Source organism: Xanthomonas arboricola pv. guizotiae (assembly GCF_002940205.1).
GTDB lineage: Bacteria > Pseudomonadota > Gammaproteobacteria > Xanthomonadales > Xanthomonadaceae > Xanthomonas > Xanthomonas arboricola_C.
Window position 1 is genome coordinate 1 of record NZ_MDSK01000006.1, and the last position, 19,468, is coordinate 19,468.

General features: G+C 66.9%; 13 protein-coding genes and 2 pseudogenes. 4 read left to right on the forward strand and 11 right to left on the reverse strand.

Annotated elements, in window-relative coordinates:
• The 5 genes and pseudogenes from XarbCFBP7408_RS04995 to xerD form a co-directional block, all read right to left on the reverse strand.
• A pseudogene (locus tag XarbCFBP7408_RS04995) lies at positions 1-297 on the reverse strand (IS3 family transposase); the annotation flags it as partial.
• Positions 297-611, reverse strand: coding sequence for a DUF1153 domain-containing protein (locus tag XarbCFBP7408_RS05000; protein ID WP_104562131.1), 315 nt, complete (start codon positions 609-611; stop codon positions 297-299). The pseudogene XarbCFBP7408_RS04995 and the gene XarbCFBP7408_RS05000, both read right to left, overlap by 1 nt.
• 245 nt (positions 612-856) lie before the next feature.
• Positions 857-4,903, reverse strand: a complete 4,047-nt coding sequence (purL, locus tag XarbCFBP7408_RS05005) for a phosphoribosylformylglycinamidine synthase (protein ID WP_104561933.1) — start codon at positions 4,901-4,903, stop codon at positions 857-859.
• Positions 4,904-5,295: 392 nt separating this feature from the next.
• Entirely contained in the window at positions 5,296-6,099 is an 804-nt protein-coding gene (locus XarbCFBP7408_RS05015) for a DsbC family protein (protein WP_104561935.1), read from the reverse strand.
• Between the two features lie 136 nt (positions 6,100-6,235).
• The gene (gene xerD, locus XarbCFBP7408_RS05020) at positions 6,236-7,207 is read right to left on the reverse strand and encodes a site-specific tyrosine recombinase XerD (RefSeq protein ID WP_104561937.1); all 972 of its coding nucleotides are present in this window, start codon (positions 7,205-7,207) and stop codon (positions 6,236-6,238) included.
• A gap of 187 nt (positions 7,208-7,394) precedes the next feature.
• On the opposite strand from xerD, the gene XarbCFBP7408_RS05025 reads away from it, so the two are divergent.
• Positions 7,395-7,856, forward strand: coding sequence for an RDD family protein (locus tag XarbCFBP7408_RS05025; protein WP_104561939.1), 462 nt, complete (start codon positions 7,395-7,397; stop codon positions 7,854-7,856).
• Between the two features lie 154 nt (positions 7,857-8,010).
• Here the strand turns inward: XarbCFBP7408_RS05025 and lptG are convergent, their stop codons facing one another.
• Both lptG and lptF read right to left on the reverse strand, forming a co-directional pair.
• Positions 8,011-9,117 (reverse strand): LPS export ABC transporter permease LptG, encoded by a 1,107-nt coding sequence (lptG, locus tag XarbCFBP7408_RS05030; protein ID WP_104561941.1) that lies wholly within the window; start codon positions 9,115-9,117, stop codon positions 8,011-8,013.
• Positions 9,114-10,196: an LPS export ABC transporter permease LptF gene (gene lptF / locus XarbCFBP7408_RS05035; RefSeq protein ID WP_104561943.1), complete on the reverse strand. Its 1,083-nt coding sequence runs from the start codon at positions 10,194-10,196 to the stop codon at positions 9,114-9,116. The genes lptG and lptF overlap by 4 nt, the downstream gene beginning before the upstream one ends.
• Positions 10,197-10,303: 107 nt before the next feature.
• Here lptF and XarbCFBP7408_RS05040 point away from each other — a divergent pair, with 107 nt between their 5' ends.
• From XarbCFBP7408_RS05040 to XarbCFBP7408_RS05050, 3 genes are all read left to right on the forward strand, one after another.
• The gene (locus XarbCFBP7408_RS05040) at positions 10,304-11,785 is read left to right on the forward strand and encodes a leucyl aminopeptidase (RefSeq protein WP_104561945.1); all 1,482 of its coding nucleotides are present in this window, start codon (positions 10,304-10,306) and stop codon (positions 11,783-11,785) included.
• Positions 11,786-11,873: 88 nt separating this feature from the next.
• The gene (locus tag XarbCFBP7408_RS05045) at positions 11,874-12,299 is read left to right on the forward strand and encodes a DNA polymerase III subunit chi (RefSeq protein ID WP_047127277.1); all 426 of its coding nucleotides are present in this window, start codon (positions 11,874-11,876) and stop codon (positions 12,297-12,299) included.
• Between the two features lie 115 nt (positions 12,300-12,414).
• Positions 12,415-15,624, forward strand: coding sequence for a valine--tRNA ligase (locus XarbCFBP7408_RS05050; protein WP_104561947.1), 3,210 nt, complete (start codon positions 12,415-12,417; stop codon positions 15,622-15,624).
• Positions 15,625-15,717: 93 nt separating this feature from the next.
• On the opposite strand, the pseudogene XarbCFBP7408_RS05055 reads toward XarbCFBP7408_RS05050, so the two are convergent.
• From XarbCFBP7408_RS05055 to pssA, 4 genes and pseudogenes are all read right to left on the reverse strand, one after another.
• Positions 15,718-16,850: pseudogene (locus tag XarbCFBP7408_RS05055) on the reverse strand (pectate lyase family protein).
• 801 nt (positions 16,851-17,651) lie between these two features.
• Positions 17,652-18,134, reverse strand: a complete 483-nt coding sequence (rimI, locus tag XarbCFBP7408_RS05060; protein ID WP_024939133.1) for a ribosomal protein S18-alanine N-acetyltransferase — start codon at positions 18,132-18,134, stop codon at positions 17,652-17,654.
• Positions 18,131-18,601, reverse strand: a complete 471-nt coding sequence (locus XarbCFBP7408_RS05065; protein WP_104561949.1) for an alanine acetyltransferase — start codon at positions 18,599-18,601, stop codon at positions 18,131-18,133. Before XarbCFBP7408_RS05065 ends, rimI begins: the two co-directional genes overlap by 4 nt.
• Positions 18,598-19,371 (reverse strand): CDP-diacylglycerol--serine O-phosphatidyltransferase, encoded by a 774-nt coding sequence (gene pssA, locus XarbCFBP7408_RS05070; protein WP_016902892.1) that lies wholly within the window; start codon positions 19,369-19,371, stop codon positions 18,598-18,600. The genes XarbCFBP7408_RS05065 and pssA overlap by 4 nt, the downstream gene beginning before the upstream one ends.
• Between the last annotated feature and the right edge of the window lie 97 nt (positions 19,372-19,468).

Below are 19,468 nucleotides of genomic sequence, written 5' to 3' on the forward strand. Positions count from 1 at the left end.
CTGGATCCGCGGGCGGGCGCCCACGGCCCGCTTGCGAACCTGCCAGCCCATGAGCTGGAAGATCCGCTGCACCGTGTTCTTATTCATGTCGAGCAGCCCGGCCACCGTGCGGTAGCCGAACGACGGCTCGGCCTCGATCAAGGCCTTGATCGGCTCGGCCAGCTTCGGCTGGACCTTCGGCGCTACCTTGGTCGGCTTGTAATAGACCGTTCGCCGCGCCACACCAAACCACCGGCACAGCTTCACCATCGAGACCTCGAAGCCATCGGCCCGCAGTCCCTGCTGGATCGTGACCATCAGGTCTCGTCCTTGCCCAACAGGGACGCCAATTTTTTTCGGGCGCGTAGCTCCAGCATCGCCTCGCCGTAGGCTTCCTGCAGCTCTTTGAGCTGCCGCTCGTACTGCTCCCGGACGTCCTCGGGCTTGGCCCGAAGGGCGTTCTCCATGCCCCGCTTGGCGTCCTCCACCCAGCTTTCGATCTGCGAGGGCGTCAGGTCGAACTGCCGGCTGGCCTGCGCCACCGTCGTCTTGCCCTGGATGATCTCTAGCACCAGCGCCGACTTGCGCCGCGCCGTCCAGCGTTTGATCTCTTCGTCCATTACTTGGCTCATCGTGCTCTCCGTCAAAAGGTAGCACCTGAGCAGGAAATCACTGGGTCATTACAGACCTTTACTAAATGCAGATCATCGCAGGAGTGCCAATGCGATCGCGGCAGGGGTCGAACGACCCGACGCACCGCAGGCCGTAACGCAGCCCCGACACCGCAAACGACAACGGCCGTGTGCATCGCTGCACACGGCCGTCCAATGACACGGTTGGTACGGCGCTTCAGCTCACGCCGCACACCGTTCCACCGTCAACCACACCAGACCCGGGCGTTGCGGAACATGCGCAGCCACGGCGAGTCCTCGCCCCAGTCGGCCGGGTGCCAGCTCAGGTTTGCCGTGCGCGGGGTGCGCTCCGGATGCGGCATCAGGATGGTGGCGCGGCCGTCGCTGCTGGTCAGGCCGGTGATGCCGTCCGGCGAGCCGTTCGGATTGAGCGGGTACTGCGAGGCCACCGCGCCATCGCCATCGATGAAGCGCAGGGCCACGCGGGCAGCCGCCTGATCCACCACGGTGTCGAACTCGGCGCGGCCTTCGCCATGCGCCACCGCCACCGGGATCCGCGAACCGGCCATGCCGCGCAGGAAGATCGACGGCGACTCCACCACTTCCAGCAAGGCGGTGCGCGCTTCGAACTGCTCGCTGCGGTTGCGCAAAAAGCGCGGCCAGTGCTCGGCACCGGGAATGATGTCCTTGAGCTGGCTGAGCATCTGGCAGCCGTTGCATACACCCAGCGCGAAGGTATCACTGCGCGCAAAGAACGCGGCGAACGCGTCGCGCAAGGCCGAGCGTTCCAGGATCGAAGTGGCCCAGCCGCGGCCGGCACCCAGCACGTCGCCGTAGCTGAAGCCGCCACAGGCGGCAAACCCGGAGAACTGCGCCAGATCCACGCGGCCTTCGATCAGGTCGCTCATGTGCACGTCGAACGCACGGAAACCGGCGCGTTCGAAGTTGTAGGCCATCTCGATCTGCCCGTTGACGCCCTGCTCGCGCAGGATCGCCACCTTGGGCCGCGCACCGGTCGCCACGAACGGCGCAGCCACGTCTTCGGACGGGTCGAACACCAGCTTCGGACGCAATCCCGGCGCCTTGAAATCACGCGCCAGCGCGCGCTCCTGGTCGGCGGTTTCCGGGTTGTCGCGCAATTTCTGCATGGCGTGCGTCACCGACCACCAGGCATCGAACAGGGCTTCCCAACGCCACTCGGCCAGCACCCGGCCCTGCCCGCTGACGCGGATGCGTGGTGCGCCGGTGGGGCGTGCGATGCGCTGCGCGCATTCGGTCAGCGCATGCCGCTCGACCAGATCGGCAAACGCGGCGCGATCCTCGCTGGCGATCTGCACCACCGCGCCCAGTTCTTCGTTGAACAGGCTGCGGAATGCATCGTCGCCCCAGGCATCGAGGGTGATGTCCAGGCCCTGCCGCGACGCGAACGCCATCTCGCACAGCGCCGCAAACGCACCGCCATCGCTGCGGTCGTGGTACGCCAGCAACAGGCCGCTCTCGCGCGCCGCGCGGATCAGTTCAAAGAAGCTGCGCAGCCGCTGCGCATCGTCCAGATCCGGCACCTCGCCGCCGAACGCCGGCAACGCGGCAGCGTCGGCATACACCTGCGCCAGCACCGAGCCGCCCAGACGCTGCTTGCCGCCACCGAGCCCGATCAACCACAGCTCGCTCTCTTCGTCGCTGCGCAACAGCGGCGTCAACTGCGTACGCACATCGCCAACCGGCGCGAACGCACTGATGATCAGCGAGACCGGTGAAACGCTCTTGTGCGTTTCACCGGGAATGGGGAATGGGGAATGGGGAATGGTGGAAGCGGAGGGCTGCGGCGTTTCGCCATTCCCGATTCCCGATCCTCCATTCCCGACAACCCACTGCGCCTGCATCGACAGCGAATCCTTGCCAACCGGCACGCTCAGTTCGAGCGCCGGGCACAGCTCCATGCCGATCGCGCGCACCGCGTCGTACAGCAGGGCGTCCTCGCCGGCGTGGCCGGCGGCGGCCATCCAGTTGGCCGACAGCTTGATGCTGTCCAGCGTCTGTACCGGCGCGGCGCACAGGTTGGTGATCGCCTCGCCCACCGCCATGCGCGCGGACGCGGCGGCGTTCAACAACGCCAGCGGGGTGCGCTCGCCGATCGACATCGCCTCGCCGGCGAAGGTGTCGAAGCCGGCCAGGGTGATCGCGCAATCGGCCAGCGGCAGCTGCCACGGCCCGATCATCTGCTCGCGCGCGGTCAGGCCGCCCACGCTGCGGTCGCCGATGGTCACCAGAAAGCTCTTGGACGCCACCGTGGGATGCGCCAGCACGCGCAGGCCGGCCTGCTGCAGGTCCAGCGCGGCGGTCTGCAGCACCGGCCACTGCGGCGCCGGCGGATGCACCGCATCGCGATGCATCTTCGGCGCCTTGCCGAACAGCACGTCCATCGGCAGGTCGATCGGGAGCGGGGAATCGGGAGTGGGGAATGGGGAATGGCGAGAAGCGACATCGGCAGCCGGCAGCGTGCTGTTGCCATTCCCGATTCCCGAATCCCGATTCCCGTCCCCAAACACGCCATAGCCCACCACCAGCCGCTCCTCGGCCGTGGCCACGCCGACGGCGGCAAACGGGCAGCGTTCACGCGCGCAGATGGCGGCGAATTCGTCCAGGCGTGCCTGCGGTACGCCCAGCACGTAGCGCTCCTGCGATTCGTTGCACCACAGTTCCAGCGGCGACAGCGAAGGGTCGTCGGTGAGCACGCGGCCCAGGTCGATGATGCCGCCCACGCCGGAGTCGTGCAGCAACTCGGGGATGGCGTTGGACAGGCCGCCCGCGCCCACGTCGTGGAACCAGCGGATCGGGTTGTCGGTGCCCAGCGCCACGCAGCGGTCGATGACCTCCTGGCAGCGGCGCTCCATCTCCGGGTTTTCGCGCTGTACGCTGGCGAAATCCAGCGCCTCGGCGCTGTCGCCGGCCGCCACCGAGCTGGCCGCACCGCCGCCCAGGCCGATCAGCATCGCCGGGCCGCCCAGCACGATCACCGCATCGCCGGGCTGCAGGCGCAGCTTCTCGACCTGATTGCGGTCGATCGCGCCCAGGCCGCCGGCCAGCATGATCGGCTTGTCGTAGGCGCGGGTCAGGCCCTCACCTTCGGCAAGCTCGAAACTGCGGAAATAGCCGAGCAGGTTCGGCCGGCCGAATTCGTTGTTGAACGCGGCGCCGCCGAGCGGGCCGTCGAGCATGATGTCCAGCGCCGGAGCCATGCGCGGGTTCAGCGCGCGCGGCGCCTCCCACGGCTGCGGCAGGGTCGGGATGCGCAGATGCGACACCGTGAACCCGGTCAGCCCGGCCTTGGGCTTGCCGCCGCGGCCGGTGGCGCCCTCGTCGCGGATCTCGCCGCCGGCGCCCGTGGCGGCGCCGGGGAATGGCGCGATCGCGGTCGGGTGGTTATGCGTTTCCACCTTGATCGCAAACGCCGACGGCAGCACCGCCTCGGCGCGATACTCGCCGCTGGCCGGATCCGGCCGATAGCGCGCGGCCGGCACGCCTTCCACCACCGCCGCGTTGTCGCTATAGGCCGACAAGGTGTGCTGCGGGGTCTGCTGGTGGGTGTGCTTGATCATGCGGAACAGCGAGCGTTCCTGCGGCTTGCCGTCGATGGTCCAGCTGGCATTGAAGATCTTGTGCCGGCAGTGCTCGGAATTGGCCTGGGCGAACATCATCAGCTCGACGTCGGCCGGGTCGCGGCCCAGCTCGGCGAAGCGTTCGCGCAGGTAATCGATCTCGTCCTGCGCCAAGGCCAAGCCAAGGTCGCGGTTGGCCTGTTCCAGCGCCGCCAGCGGCACACGCTGCAACTGTCCGCGATCGGGCACGTTGAACAGCGCCTCGGCGGCCGCGGCCGAGCCGAGCAGCGACTGCGTCATCGGGTCGTGCAGCAGCTTGGCCACGGCGGCCTGCATCGCTTCGTCAGCCGGCCAGCCGGCCAGGTCGATGCGGGTGCCGCGCTCCACGCGCTGGATCGGCTGCCCGGCCCCGCGCACCAGTTCGGTGGCCTTGCTCGACCACGGCGACAAGGTGCCCAGGCGCGGCACCACATAGCGCGAGGAAGCATCCTCGGCCTGCGGCGCGGGGGCGGCTTCGGCCTGCAGGATCCGCTGCAAGGTGGCCTGGTCGGGCGCTTGCCCGGCCTCGGCGCGGATGAAGTACACGTGCCAGGCGCCGGTGATGCGCAGCGCGGGAACGAGGGTTTGCAGGCGGGTTTCGAGCCGAGCGCGGCGGAACGGCGAAAGGGCGGAAGCGCCCTCGAGGACCATCATGTCCGGGGAACCGTGTCAGAAACGGGGCTGCAGATTGTAACGGAGCTGATGCGTCGGCGCCGGACCCGGCGTGGGTGGGCCGCCGATCCATGCGGTGATCATTCGCACAGCCCGGGCCGGATTCGGCGCGTTCCGGCCGATGCGGCAACGGCGAAGGCGGATGGCGATGCCAGCAGGAATTCTCGTGCCCACCTGCGTTTGGGCCGGTGTCCACGCGGTGGCAACCTCGGCAGCGCAGGCCAATGCCGATCCACCGCCGCTCTCATCCCACCAACCATGCAGCCAGCCCGCTCCCGAAACGCAAGAGGCCGGAATGCATGCGCATTCCGGCCTCCTGATCGATCACACCGACCGCCGCCGCGGCCAGCATCCCGGCGCCGCTGCCGGATACCTCAGCGGCTGCCGCCCGCCGTGGTGACGGCGCGCTTTTCCAGCGCCTCACGCAGCTGCGCCGGCGGCAGGTAACCACCGAGCTGGGTGCCGTCCGGCGCAAAGATCGCCGGGGTGCCATTGACGCCCAGACGCTGGCCCAGCGTGTATTCCATCGACACCGGGTTCTTGCAGTCCTTGGCATTGACCGGCTGCCCGGACTTGGCCGCGGTCAGTGCCTGCTTGCGATCGGCGGCGCACCACACCGCGATCATTTCCTTGTGGTCCTGGCTGCCCAGGCCCATGCGCGGGAACGCCAGATATTCCACCGCGATCCCCTGCTTGTTGAGCTCCCCGATCTCGCTGTGCAGCTTGCGGCAGTAGCCGCATTCCACGTCGGTGAACACCGTCACGGTGTACTTGGGGTTTGCCGGCGCGAACACGATGCGGTCGGCCTTGGGCACGGTCTCCAGCTGCTTGCGGCGGTAGGCCAGCAGACCCGGGCTGGCAGCGAACTGCTTGTTCTGGATGTCGAACGGCTGCGCCTGGATCAGGTAGCGGCCGTCGTCGCTGACGTACAGCACCTGCCCGCCGACCACCACTTCGCGGAAGCCGGGAAACGGCGCGGCGCCGATGTAGTCCGGCTTGAAGTCCGGATCCAGCGCCTTGAGCGCGACGCTCACACGCTGGTCGACATTGCCCGCGGCGGCGGGGGCAGCGGCGGCGGCCGGCTTGGCGCCGGCAGTGCTTGCCGAAGGCTGCGAGGATTGCGCGCAGGCGGTAAGGCTGATTGCGCCCAGCAGCGCGGCGATGGCAAGACGATACATTCACGCATCCAGTGGAATGGGGTGCCCGGATTCTCGCACAGCGCAGATGAAGCCAGGCAGCGAGCGGGACGCTTTAGTTTGCCGGCCGAGCCGCTGAATGGGCCGCGGCGGGCCGCCATTGCGCCTGCGACCGCAGTCAGCCGCGCGGATGATGAGCGGCGTGCAGCTTCTGCAGGTGCTGACGTGCCACCAGGGTGTAGATCTGCGTGGTCGACAACGAACTGTGGCCCAGCAGCATCTGCAGCGCGCGCAGGTCCGCACCGTGGTTGAGCAGATGGGTGGCAAAGCTGTGCCGCAGCCCGTGCGGGCTGACCGTGGCGGGGTCGATCCCGGCCACCGCCGCATAGCGCTTGACCAGCGCCCAGAACTGCTGGCGGTTGGGCGGCTGCCGCGCTGCATCGATGAACAACGGCACCTGCCCGTCCACTGCCGCCACCGCCTTGTGGCTGGCCAGCAGCGGGCGCGCCTGGCTCAGATACCGCTCCAGCCAGTGCTGGGATTCCTCGCCCAGCGGCACCAGCCGTTCCTTGCTGCCCTTGCCGGTGACCCGCAGCACGCCCTGGCGCAGATTGACCCCCACCGCCGGCAGGTTGACCAGCTCGCTGACGCGCAGGCCGGCCGCATACATCAGCTCGAGCATTGCGCGATCGCGCAGGCCCAGCGGCGTGTCGATCTCGGGCGCGGCCAACAGCGCCTCGATCTGCGTTTCGGTCAGCGCCTTGGGCAGCGCGCGCGGCAACCGTGGTGGGTCAAGCAATGCGGTGGGGTCGTCGCTGCGCAGGCCATCGCGCAGACACAGGCCATAGAACGCACGCAGGGTCGACAACAGCCGGGCATTGCTGCGCGGCGAATAGCGCGCCTCGGTGCGCCAGCGCAGATAGTCGAACAACGCCGCCCGATCGACACCCAGCAGGCCGCCGCCGGCACCGTCGCGCCAGCGCGCCAGCCCTTCCAGGTCGCGCCGGTAACTGTCCAGGGTCTGCCGTGCCACGCCCTGCTCGGCCCATAACCGATCCAGGAAGCGTTCGATGGCGGCGGCATCGGCCGCCTGCACCGGTGGCAGGTGTTGCGCCAGTTGGCGACGTTCGGCGGGACTGCTGGCTGACATCGCAACAGCATAGAGCGTGACATGCGATTTGCGGCGCGCCGTGTTGGCCAGGCGCGGGATTGGCGGTGCGGCTCACCTCGACGAGCCACCCACCACATCGCTCCTGCCTCGACGCACAGACCCGGCCCGGCGCGGGAGTGCCGCAGCGCGACGTTGCCCGATCGCCTGCGCCGGCTATGCTCGCGGCATGACCTCGCCCTCTTCACCGCGCAGCGCGCGACGGCCCGCCTTGGTAGCCTGGCGCCTGCTGGCCCTGTGCTACGACGCCTGGCCGGTCCTCGCGCTATGGATGCTGATCTCCGCCGCGTTCACGCTGGGCTTTACGCTTGCCGGGCACCCGGCCCGCGAAAACATTGCCCCCTTCAGCGGCTGGCAATGGCTGTTGTGGCTGTGCTGCTGGATCGCCGCCGGGGTGTACGCCACCGTCAGCTGGCGACGGGGTGGCCAGACCCTGGGCATGCGCCCGTGGCGGTTGTCGCTGGTCGGCCCGCAGGCCACCTGGCGCGCACTCTGGATCCGCTATGCCGTCGGCACGCTGTCGCTGACCTTGGCTGGCGCAGGATTCTGGTGGGCCTGGCTGGACCGCGACCGCCTGGCCTGGCACGACCGCGCCAGCGGCACCCGGCTGCAGCGCGCCCCGAAGCGCTGAAACGCTCCGGCCGGCATCCTGCCGATCTCGACGGCAGGCGCCGCTGGCGTGCGACCGTCAGGCGACGCCTTGGCCACCCACCCGCAGGCAGCGGTGACCGCTGCTTGCGGCGGGCAGAACACGGTTCCGAAGACGCTGAACCGATGCATCTGCGTCAGCTACTGCGCCGTCGGAACAACCACGCCGACACGCCCAGCATCACCATCGGCGGCAGCGCGTAGGCGATGCGGTAATCCAGCTTGAGCGCGCCGGCCATGCGGCCGAAGAACAGCTGCAGCAGCCAGAACCCCAGCGCGAACAGGATGCCCAGGAACAACCGCTTGCCCAGGCCGCCGCTACGCAGCGAACCGAACGAGAACGGAATCGCCGCCAGACACAGCGCCAGCACATTGAGCGGATAGAACCAGCGGCTCCAGTACTGGTCTTCGTAGTCGCGCGCGTCCAGGCCGTTGCGGCGACGGTACTCGATGCTCTGCTCCAGGTCGCGCGCGGACAGGTTGCGCGGCTTGGCCAGCCCGGCTGCCAGCGCCGCCGGGCTGAGCTGGGATTGCCACGCCAGCTCGGGGAAGGTTTCGCGCTGCACCGAGCGTTCCTGGAAGGTGTCGCGACGTACCTGCCGCAGCGTCCAGGCCCCATTGCGATTCTCGGCCAGCGCCGCGTAGGTCAGCTGCTGCAGTCGGCCGCTGGCATCGAGGTGGTACAGCCGTACGTCGTGCAGGTCCAGCGCGGTGCCGCCGCCGTCGAGCAGCTTTTCCTCACCGCTGAGCGCATTGAGGAAGGTGTCGCCTTCGCGCGCCCACAGCCCGGAATAACGCGCCATCGCCATGTCGCTGTTGTAGCGGGCGCTGGTCTTGAGGGTATCGGCCTGGTTCTGTGCCCACGGCCCCACGGTCTCGCCGCTGATCACCATGGTGGCGGTCAGCAACGCCATGGCCGCCACCACCGAGGCCGACATGCGCTTGCGCGACACACCGAGCGCGCGCAAGGCGGTGAGCTCGGACGTCGCCGCCAGCTGGCCCAGGCCCATCAAGGCGCCGATCACCGCCGCAGTAGGAAACAAGGTGTAGGCCCGGCGCGGCACCGTGTAAGCCACATAGGCGATTGCATGACCGAAGGTGTAGGTACCCTGGCCAATGCTCTTGGCCTCGCTGGCGAAGGCGTTGACCAGGTCCAGGCCCAGCAACACCGCCCATGTCAGCAGCACCGTGAACAACACCGCACGCCCGACGTACCAGTCATGCACTCGCGGCATCAGCCTCATGCGCGCACCCTCGGCCGACGCACGCGGCCATCGCGCGCATACGCCCAGATCGCCACCGCCAGCAGCGGCAGGGTCAACCACCACAGACCGAGCGCGGCCGGCGTCTTGCCATTGGCGATCCACTGGGTGCCGACGATCATCAGGTTGGTGCCCACCATGTAGGCCAGGAAAGCCAGCATGATCCGGCCATAGCGCTGCTGCCGCGGCGCGCTGCGCGACAGCGGCAGGGTCAGCAGCGCAAAGGCCAGCGCCAGCAGCGGCGGCGCCAGGCGCTCATGCAACTGCGCGCGCGCGGCCGGGCGCTGATCCGACAGCAACTGCGTGGTCCACATCACTTCCGGATCGTTGGCATCGTGCACCTGGGTCCGGTCGGGCAAGGCCACATCGTTGCTGGCGAACTTCATCAGGCGGTAGTCCAGGGTGTTGCCGGCGGCCGGGCCTTCGATGCGGTAACCGTCCTCCAGGCGCAGATATCGGTCGGCCTTGCCCTCGAAGAACATCGCGCCGCGGTCGGCGGTGACCACATCGATGCGGTCGTCCTTCTGGCGCTGCAGGAAGACCTTGCCCAGGCCCTTGCCGTCGGCCGAGATCGTGGTCAGGTAGACCACCCCGCCGCCGGACAGCGGGGTGAACTTGCCCGACTCCAGGCCGGCCATCACGATGCTGCGGTTGGCGTCTTCCAGCATGGTCTCGGCGGTGCGGCTGGCCCAGGGGCCCAGCCACAGCGAGCACAGCCCGATCACCGTCACCACCGGCACCACCAGCATCAGCATCGGCCGCAACAGGCGCCGCGGCCCCACACCGATGGCGGTGATGACGGCCATTTCTGAATCGCGGTACAGCCGCGCCAGCGCCAATAACAGCCCCAGCATCAGCGCCAGCGGCAGGATGATCGGCAGATACGCAACGAATTGCAGGCCCACCTGGGACAGCAGCAAGCGGGCGGGGATGCGGCCATCGGCGATATTGCCGAGGATATCCACCAGCACACCGCCGACGCTGACGACCAGCAGCACGATCAAGGTGGCCAGGAAGCTCTGGGTGAAATCGCTAAGCAGGTATCGATCGAGCTTCGGCATGGGGTGGGCTTGTTTTAAACTCTCGGATTCGTTCGCGGCGGCGCCAGCCTAGTCCGGTTGGCGTAAACAGCCCGCGATTGTACGGATTTGCCTACGGAATCTGATCAATGGCCCTGCAATTCACCCTGAACCAAGACGCGCCGGCAAGCGCTGCCGTCGACTGCATCGTGGTTGGCGTGTTCGCCGACAAGACCCTGTCGCCCGCTGCCCAGGCGCTGGACAGCGCCAGCCAGGGCCGTCTGACTGCTTTGGTGGCGCGCGGCGACGTGGCCGGCAAGACCGGCAGCACCACCCTGCTGCACGACCTGCCCGGCGTGACCGCCCCGCGCGTGCTGGTGGTCGGGCTGGGCGAGGCCGGCAAGTTCGGCGTGGCGCCCTACCTCAAGGCCATCGGCGACGCGACCCGCGCGCTGAAGACCGGCGCGGTCGGTACCGCCCTGCTCACCCTGACCGAATTGCCGGTCAAGGCGCGCGACAGCGCCTGGAACATCCGCCAGGCCGTCATCGTCAGCGACCACGCCGCTTACCGTTACACCGCCACGCTGGGCAAGAAGAAGGTCGACGAGACAGGCCTGACCACGCTGGCGATCGCCGGCGACGACGCCCGCGCACTGGCCGTGGGCGTGGCCACCGCCGAGGGCGTGGAGTTCGCCCGCGAGCTGGGCAACCTGCCGCCGAATTACTGCACCCCGGCCTATCTGGCCGAGACCGCCGCAGCATTTGCGGGCAAGTTCCCCGGCGCCGAAGCCGAGATCCTGGACGAGGCGCAGATGGAAGCGCTGGGCATGGGCTCGCTGCTCTCGGTGGCACGTGGCTCGGCCAACCGCCCGCGGCTGATCGTGCTGAAGTGGAACGGCGGCGGCGACGCGCGCCCGTACGTGCTGGTCGGCAAGGGCATCACCTTCGACACCGGCGGCGTCAACCTCAAGACGCAGGGCGGCATCGAGGAAATGAAGTACGACATGTGCGGCGGCGCCAACGTCATCGGCACCTTCGTGGCCACGGTCAAGGCCGAGCTGCCGATCAACCTGGTGGTGGTGGTGCCGGCGGTGGAGAACGCCATCGACGGCAATGCCTATCGCCCCTCCGACGTGATCACCAGCATGTCCGGCAAGACCATCGAGGTCGGCAACACCGACGCCGAAGGCCGCCTGATCCTGTGCGATGCGCTGACCTACGCCGAGCGCTTCAACCCCGAAGCATTGGTGGACGTGGCCACGCTGACCGGCGCCTGCATGGTGGCACTCGGCCACCAGACCGCCGGCCTGATGAGCAAGCACGACGATCTGGCCAACGAACTGCTGGCCGCCGGCGAGCACGTGTTCGACCGCGCCTGGCGCCTGCCGCTGTGGGATGAGTACCAGGGTCTGCTGGATTCCACCTTCGCCGATGTCTACAACATCGGCGGCCGCTGGGGCGGTGCGATCACCGCCGGCTGCTTCCTGTCGCGCTTCACCGAAAACCAGCGCTGGGCGCATCTGGACATCGCCGGCGTCGCCAGCGACGAAGGCAAGCGCGGCATGGCGACCGGCCGCCCGGTGGGGCTGCTGACCCAGTGGTTGCTGGATCGCGCCGAAGGTGGGAATTGAAAATCGGGAATAGGGAATCGTGAAAGCCCTTTCCTTTCAGGCACCGCCGCGACCATTCCCAATTCTCCTCTCCCGATTCCCTGCCCTGATGCCCCGTGCCGACTTTTACCTGATCGCCAAACCGCGCTTCCTCAACGAACCGCTGCGGCTGGTCTGCGAGCTGGCGCGCAAGGCCAACGACGCCAACCTGTCCACGCTGATCCTGGCGCGCGACGCCGCGCAGGCCGAGGCACTGGACGACCTGCTGTGGGCGTTCGACGACGAGGCCTACATCCCGCACCAGATTGCCGGCACCGACGAGGAAGACGAACTGGCGCCGGTACTGATCGCCTCACCGGAGTTCGATGCCCCCTCGCGCCCGCTGGTGATCAACCTGCGCGACGACCCCTACCTGGGCGCCTGCGACCGCGTGCTGGAAGTCGTCCCCGCCGACCCCGCCGCCCGCGAACCGCTGCGCGAGCGCTGGAAGCAGTACAAGGCCCTGGGCCTGGAACTGACCAAGTACGACATGTGAATCGGGAATGGGGAATGGGGAATCGAAACTTGGCTCCCTCCCATTAGACCGTCACCGACCAGCACTCCCCGCTTTGCCCATTCCCTATTCCCGACTCCCCATTCCCAGCCCTTCTATGACCACCCTCGCCTCCAGCTACGAACCCTCTTCCTTCGAATCGCGCCTGTACGCGCAATGGGAGGCGGCCGGTTATTTCGTGCCGTCCGGCGAGGGTGAGCCATACACCGTGCTGCTGCCGCCACCCAATGTCACCGGCACGCTGCACATGGGCCATGCGTTCCAGCAGACGCTGATGGATGCGTTGGTGCGCTATCACCGCATGCGCGGCTACGACACCTTGTGGCAGGTAGGCACCGACCATGCCGGCATCGCCACCGAGATGGTGGTGTCGCGCAACCTGGCGCTGGAAGGCAACGGTGAAACGCGCGACTCGCTGGGGCGCGAGGGCTTCATCGCCAAGGTGTGGGAATGGAAGGCCGAGTCCGGCGACACCATCGAGCGCCAGATGCGCCGGCTGGGCACCTCCAGCGACTGGTCGCGCAGCACCTTCACCATGGACCCGCAGCCGTCGGCCGCGGTCAACGAAGCGTTCGTGCGCTGGTACGAGCAGGGCCTGATCTATCGCGGCCAGCGCCTGGTCAACTGGGACCCGGTGCTGAAGACCGCGATCTCCGACCTGGAAGTGGAAAACGTCGAAGAAGACGGCTTCCTGTGGTCGATCCGCTACCCGCTGGCCGACGGCGTCACCTATGAGCACGTCGAGCACGATGCCGACGGCAACGAGACGCTGCGCGAAACCCGCGATTACCTGGTGGTGGCCACCACGCGCCCGGAAACCATGCTCGGCGATACCGCCGTAATGGTGCACCCGGAAGACCCGCGCTATACCACGCTGCATAACGCCCGCATCGTGCTGCCACTGACTGGCCGGCAGGTGCCGGTGATCACCGACGATTATGTCGACCGCGCCTTCGGCACCGGCGTGGTCAAGGTCACGCCTGCGCATGATTTCAACGATTACCAGGTGGGAGAGCGACACAATCTTCCGTTAATCAACCTGTTCACAGCAGAGGCGAAAATCATCAATCCGCGGGAGCAGTACCCGGACGATGAATCTCCCTTCGTTGAGCCGGGCATGGATTGGCGCGAACTCAATCAGATCCAACGCAAGCGTGTCGGCCAGCATTTCGCATATTCGATTCCATCGGCCTACGTCGGCCTCGACCGCTACGAAGCACGCAAACTTGTATTGGCCCATTTGGAAGACGAAGGTCGATTGGTCGAAACCAAACCGCACAAGCTGCAGGTGCCGCGCGGCGATCGCACCGGCCAGGTGATCGAGCCCTACCTCACCGACCAGTGGTTCGTGAAAATGGATGCGCTGGCAAAGCGCGGGCTGGAACTGGTCGAAAGCGGCCAGATCAAGCTCGTGCCGCCGAACTGGATCAACACCTATCGCCACTGGATGGAGAACATCCAGGATTGGTGCATCAGCCGTCAGCTTTGGTGGGGGCATCGCATTCCGGCGTGGTTCGACCACACCGGCAAAGCTCACGTCGGCCGGAGCGAAGCGGAAGTACGCGGGAAACTTGAGCACCAGATCAGTGAGCAACAGAAGCTGATCCTCCAGGCGGCGCTCGATCAGCGCGAAGATGTGATCGCATCAACCGAGAAAGCCCGTCTGGAGCAAATACTGGCGAATGGATTCACTCAGGACAGCGACGTCCTAGAGACCTGGTTCTCCTCGCAGCTGTGGCCGTTCTCCACGCTGGGCTGGCCGGACGCGAACGCGATGGCCGAGCGCGGCTTCGAGCGCTACCTGCCGTCGTCGGTGCTGGTCACCGGCTTCGACATCATCTTCTTCTGGGTGGCGCGCATGATCATGGCCACCGACAGCTTCACCGGCCAGGTGCCGTTCCGCGATGTCTACATCACCGGCCTGATCCGCGATGCGCAGGGCCAGAAGATGTCCAAGTCCAAGGGCAACGTGCTCGATCCGCTGGACATCATCGACGGCATCAGCATCGAGGACCTGGTGGCCAAGCGCACCAACGGGCTGATGCAGCCGCGCATGGCCGAAAAGATCGAAAAAGCCACGCGCAAGGAATTCCCGGACGGCATCATCGCCCACGGTGCCGACGCGCTGCGCTTCACCATCGCCGCACTCGCCACGCATGGCCGCGACATCAAGTTCGACCTGGGCCGCGCCGAAGGCTACAAGAACTTCTGCAACAAGCTGTGGAACGCCACGCGCTTCGTGCTGATGAACACCGAAGGCTTCTACCGCCCCCCACAAGCGGGGAACACGCCCTCTCTCCTTCCCCCGCAAGCGGGGAGCACGCATTCTTTCCTTCCCCCGCAAGCGGGGAGCACGCATTCTTTCCTTCCCCCGCAAGCGGGGAGCACGCATTCTTTCCTTCCCCCGCAAGCGGGGGAAGGTGCCCGAAGGGCGGATGGGGGCACCGCTCCACCGCAGCCGCGCACCGAAGCAGAGAAGTGGATCCTGGCACGCCTGGACAAGGTCACCGCAGAAACCCACGCGCACTACGCCAACTACCGCTTCGATCTGCTCGCGCAATCGCTGTACGAATTCGCCTGGAATGCGTTCTGCGACTGGTTCGTCGAACTGGCCAAACCCGCGCTCAACGGCCAGGACAGCGACGCTGCCGCCAGCACGCGGCACACCCTGCTCTACGTGCTGGAAGCGCTGCTGCGCCTGCTGCACCCGCTCACCCCATTCGTCGCCGAAGAACTGTGGCAGCAGGTCGCACCGCGCCTGGGCATCACCGCCGCCACGATCTCGCTGCAGGCATTCCCGCAGGCCGGCGATATCGATACCGCCAGCTACGCCAGCGCAGAGGCCGATGTCGAGTGGCTGAAGTCGATGGTGTCGGCACTGCGTCGTGTGCGCAGCGAGTTGAACGTACCGCCGTCCAAGCAGGTACGCCTGCTGCTGCAGGCCGGCACTGCCGACGATCGCACCCGTATTGGCCGCTTTGCTTCGCAGCTGTCGTTCCTGCTCAAGCTCGAAGCGATCGACTGGCTCGAGGGCGGCCAGGACACCCCGCCGTCGGCCACGGCCATCGTCGGCGAGCTGACCCTGCTGGTGCCGCTGGAAGGCCTGGTCGACATGGATGCCGAGCGCACCCGCCTGGACAAGGAAATCAAGCGCGTGGAAGGCGAGATCGGCAAGTGCAATGGCAAGCTGGGCAACGCCACCTTCGTGCAGAACGCACCGGCGGTGGTGGTCGAACAGGAGCGTGCGCGCCTGAACGACTGGACCACGCAGCTGACCGGCCTGCGCGAGCAACGCGCCAAGCTCTAACGCCGCCAAAACGCACAACGCCCGCAGTGTTGCGGGCGTTGCGGGAAGGGCGGCAACGCTGCACGCATCGCAGCGCTGCCTGTGGCAGACGCCTTACAGCTTGCCTGCGCCGGCCTTGGCCTTGACGTCTGCAGCCACCTTGTCGGCCGACAGCAGGCTGTAGGTGTACGGCGGGGTCCAACCAATGTTGGTATTCCACGAGCAGGTCAGCGCCTTGCCGTTGAGCAGCGAGCCCTGGTCGCGGTAAACGCTGCCGCCGTAATCGGCGGCAATCTTGTCGCAGCTGCTCACCCCGCTGATGTCGAACACATTGCGCTCGGAGAAGATCTTCGACTCCTTGCCCACGCCATGCGCGTGCGAGAACGGATAGACCTTATTGCTGGTGCTGCCGACGTGGTAGTTGTTGTACAGATGCACCTGGCCGAAGCGCACCCGCGGTGCACGTGCGGAAATGTTCTCGAACAAGGTGTTGTGGATGGTCACCTTGAGCTTGCCGCTGTCGGTGCTGGAGGCGCTGTCGCTGGAGCCGATCAGGTCGTTCTTCTCGTGCGACTTGAACGCCGAGTAGGAGATGGTGACGAAGTTGGCGCCCTTCTTGACGTCCATCGCGCCGTCGTGATGCTGCTTCGGGCGGCCGTTGGCGGTACCGTTCTGGTCGTCGGTGCGGCGACCGTCGGTGAAGGTGACATGGTCCACCCACACATTGGTTGCGCCCTCGACCGTGAGGCCGTCGTACTCGGAATTCCAGTTGCCGGCGCTGCCGTCATCCGGGTCCCAGACCGGCTCCGGATCCCACGGGTTTTCGATGGTGAGGTTGCGGATGATGACGTCGTTGGCCTTGACGTAGAAATAGCCTTCGCGAATTTCCGCGTTGCTGGTGATGCCGATCAGCGTGGTCTTGGTCGGTATGTCCAGCCGCGCGCGGCTCTTCATATCCGAGGTCGTGGTGTACGGCTTACCCTCGCTGACATCGATGATGCCGCTGATCTTGATGATGCGCCCGTTGCTGCCCACGCTGGCCTTCAGCGCGCTCTTCAGCTCGGCGGCAGTCTTGACCGTATAGATATTGGCAGCGGCCGCTTTGGAACCTCCCTTGGTGCCCCGTTCTGGGTTGCCCAACCTGTGGTTGCAACTTCCAGTGCAGGATCGGCGCAGGCAACGCCAACGACCAGCAACGACCCGACAAACAGCGACGCGGCGGCCGCCGTTGAAAATTTCGGCTTCATCTTGATGTCTCCCTCGGATGGGTTCGATGCGCCGCGCGGCGGCACACCCCTCGTCTAACAGGCGCGGAACGTACTTTTCATCTATGTAATGTTCAGTTCCGCAGCGCCGATATTAGGAGCATCGCAATGGCCTGTATCTAGCCGATGCATCGATGTGCACGCGCAGTCACGCAAACGGTTGCGGGACACGAAAGAGAAGACAAAACGCTGTAATCAAGACACGTGGAGACAGTCGCGAGGACACTGCAGTGCAGCATGATCTGCAGCGCAGTACAGACGGGCGCGGGTCCAGCACGGTGTGCCACCACGCTCACAGACCTGCACGTTTTTTTTGACGCGCACAGCGGCCGCAATGCGCTCTAGCGCCTTCGAGCGGCATCTCGCGTGCGAGGACGCGACCGGTTACGTCACCAAAAAGAGAAAATGCAAGATGGCGAAAGAATCACCATGATGTGTGCGAGCGCGTCATGCCAGATGGCGGCGCGCGAGCAGCCGGCGCACGCGGTGCGTCAGAAGCGATGTGCGCCTTGCTGCGATCGATTGCAGTGACGCGCAAGGGCGTTGCTCACGGCATCGGCGATTGCCTGTTTACCCGATCGTCTGCTGTAACGACGAAGCCGCAGCTGCCGTGAGACAGCGCAGTACCGGCGCAATCGTCCGCCCGCGACGCAAGCGCCGGGCGGGATGTCTGCGAGTCGTCAGGCCTCTGACCAAGGCAAACGCGCGGCGCCTGTCAGGTGAGTGGCTGACAGTGCCAGCCGGACGTGCGCGAACGCTGCCATCAACAACCGCCGATGGCGCTCAGGAAAACCCCTCGAAGGACAACTCGATCGCCATCACCAACGCGTCCTCGCGACCGGTGTTGGACGGGTAGTAGCGTGGGCGCCGCCCGATTTCATTGAAGCCTTCGGAGTGATACAGCGCAATCGCCGAGGGATTGGACGGGCGCACTTCCAGAAACGCGCGTCGCGCACCGCGATCGCAGGCACCCTTGATCAGCGCGCGCAACAGCACCCGGCCATGCCCCTGGGATTGCGCCTCCGGTGCGATGCAGACATTGAGCACGTGCGCCTCGTCGGCGGCGATGCTGATCACCCCGTAGCCAATGACCTGCCCGCCCTGCTCCATCACCCAGCCCGGATAGCCGGCCTGCAGGCAGTCGCGGAAGATGCTGCGCGTCCACGGGAACGGGTAGGCGCGGTGTTCGATCTCCATCACCACATCCAGATCGCTCTCGCGCATGGCGCGCAGCGAGGTGGGCAGCGGCACGTTCAACGCGCTCATGCCGGATCCCGACGCCGCCGCAGTGCGCGCAGTTGCGGCCACAGCGCGCGCTTGGCCGCCGGATTGCCACGCAACTCGGCCAGCGGCCAGGACGCCATCAAGGCTTGCGTATTCGGATCGCCCGGGTTGCAGCCGGAAGCGCGCAGCAATGCCATCTGCAGGCGATCGGGCATGCCGACCCGGCTGCGCCGCTGCGGCGTTGTCGCAGACGCAGTCGCGACCGCCTGCGGCGGGTCGGCCGGCGCCGCCGGTGCGCTGCGCCGGACCACCGGCGGTGCCGCAGGCGCCGTGATTGGCGACGTGCGCTCCACGCGGGACGGTGCAGCCGCCGCCGGCGCATGCTCGCTCGTCTCGTCAGGTGCCGCCGCGTCCACGGCGTCGCGGTCCAGATACACGGTGTGCCCCAAGACCTGCAGATACGACACCTGCAGATCGGACCACATCGGCTCGCAGGCCAATGGACTCATGGCAGCTCAGGCGTGCGCCGCCAGCGCCGCCACAGCCACATCACCGGGCCGGACAGCGCATACAGCACGCCGATCACCAGCAGCGAACGCGCCAGGTCGATCACCAGCAGCGCGATCACCACCGTGGCGATCGCCAGCGCCAGGAACGGCACACGGTCGGCGCGCGGACCACGCGCGCCGCCCTTGAAACTCCAGAACCGGATCCGGCTGACCATCAGCAAGGCCGCCACCACGGTGACCGCCAGCGCCAGGTAACGCAGCTGCTCGCCATCGAAGCCCAGGCTGTCGTCGGCGAACGCCCAGACGAAGGACATCATCAGGCCGGCGGCCGCCGGGCTGGCCAGGCCGATGAACCAGCGCTTGTCGACCACGCCCACCTGCGTATTGAAACGCGCCAGCCGCAGCGCCGCGCAGGCCGCATACAGAAAGGCGGCCGACCAGCCGACCCGGCCCATCACGTTGCTGTCGTACTTCAACGCCGACAGCGACCAGTGGTACATCACCAGCGCCGGGGCCATGCCGAAGCTGACCAGGTCGGCCAGCGAGTCGTACTGCACGCCGAATTCGCTGCTGGTATTGGTCAGGCGCGCGACCCGGCCGTCCAGCCCGTCCATCACCGCGGCCACGAACACCGCCATGGCGGCCTGGACGAATTGCCCGTTGGCGGCGGCGATGATGGCGTAGAAACCGGAAAACAGCCCGGCGGTGGTGAACAGGTTCGGCAGCAGGTAAATCGTGCGCGAGCGCGGGGGCGGTCTCATCTCATCCATCCGGCAAGTGTAGGGCCTGAGGTCCGTCCGGCGGTAGCGCGCCTGTGCGCCTGCAGCGTCACTTGCCAGCGCGGGCCGCGGATGCTGCAATCGCCGC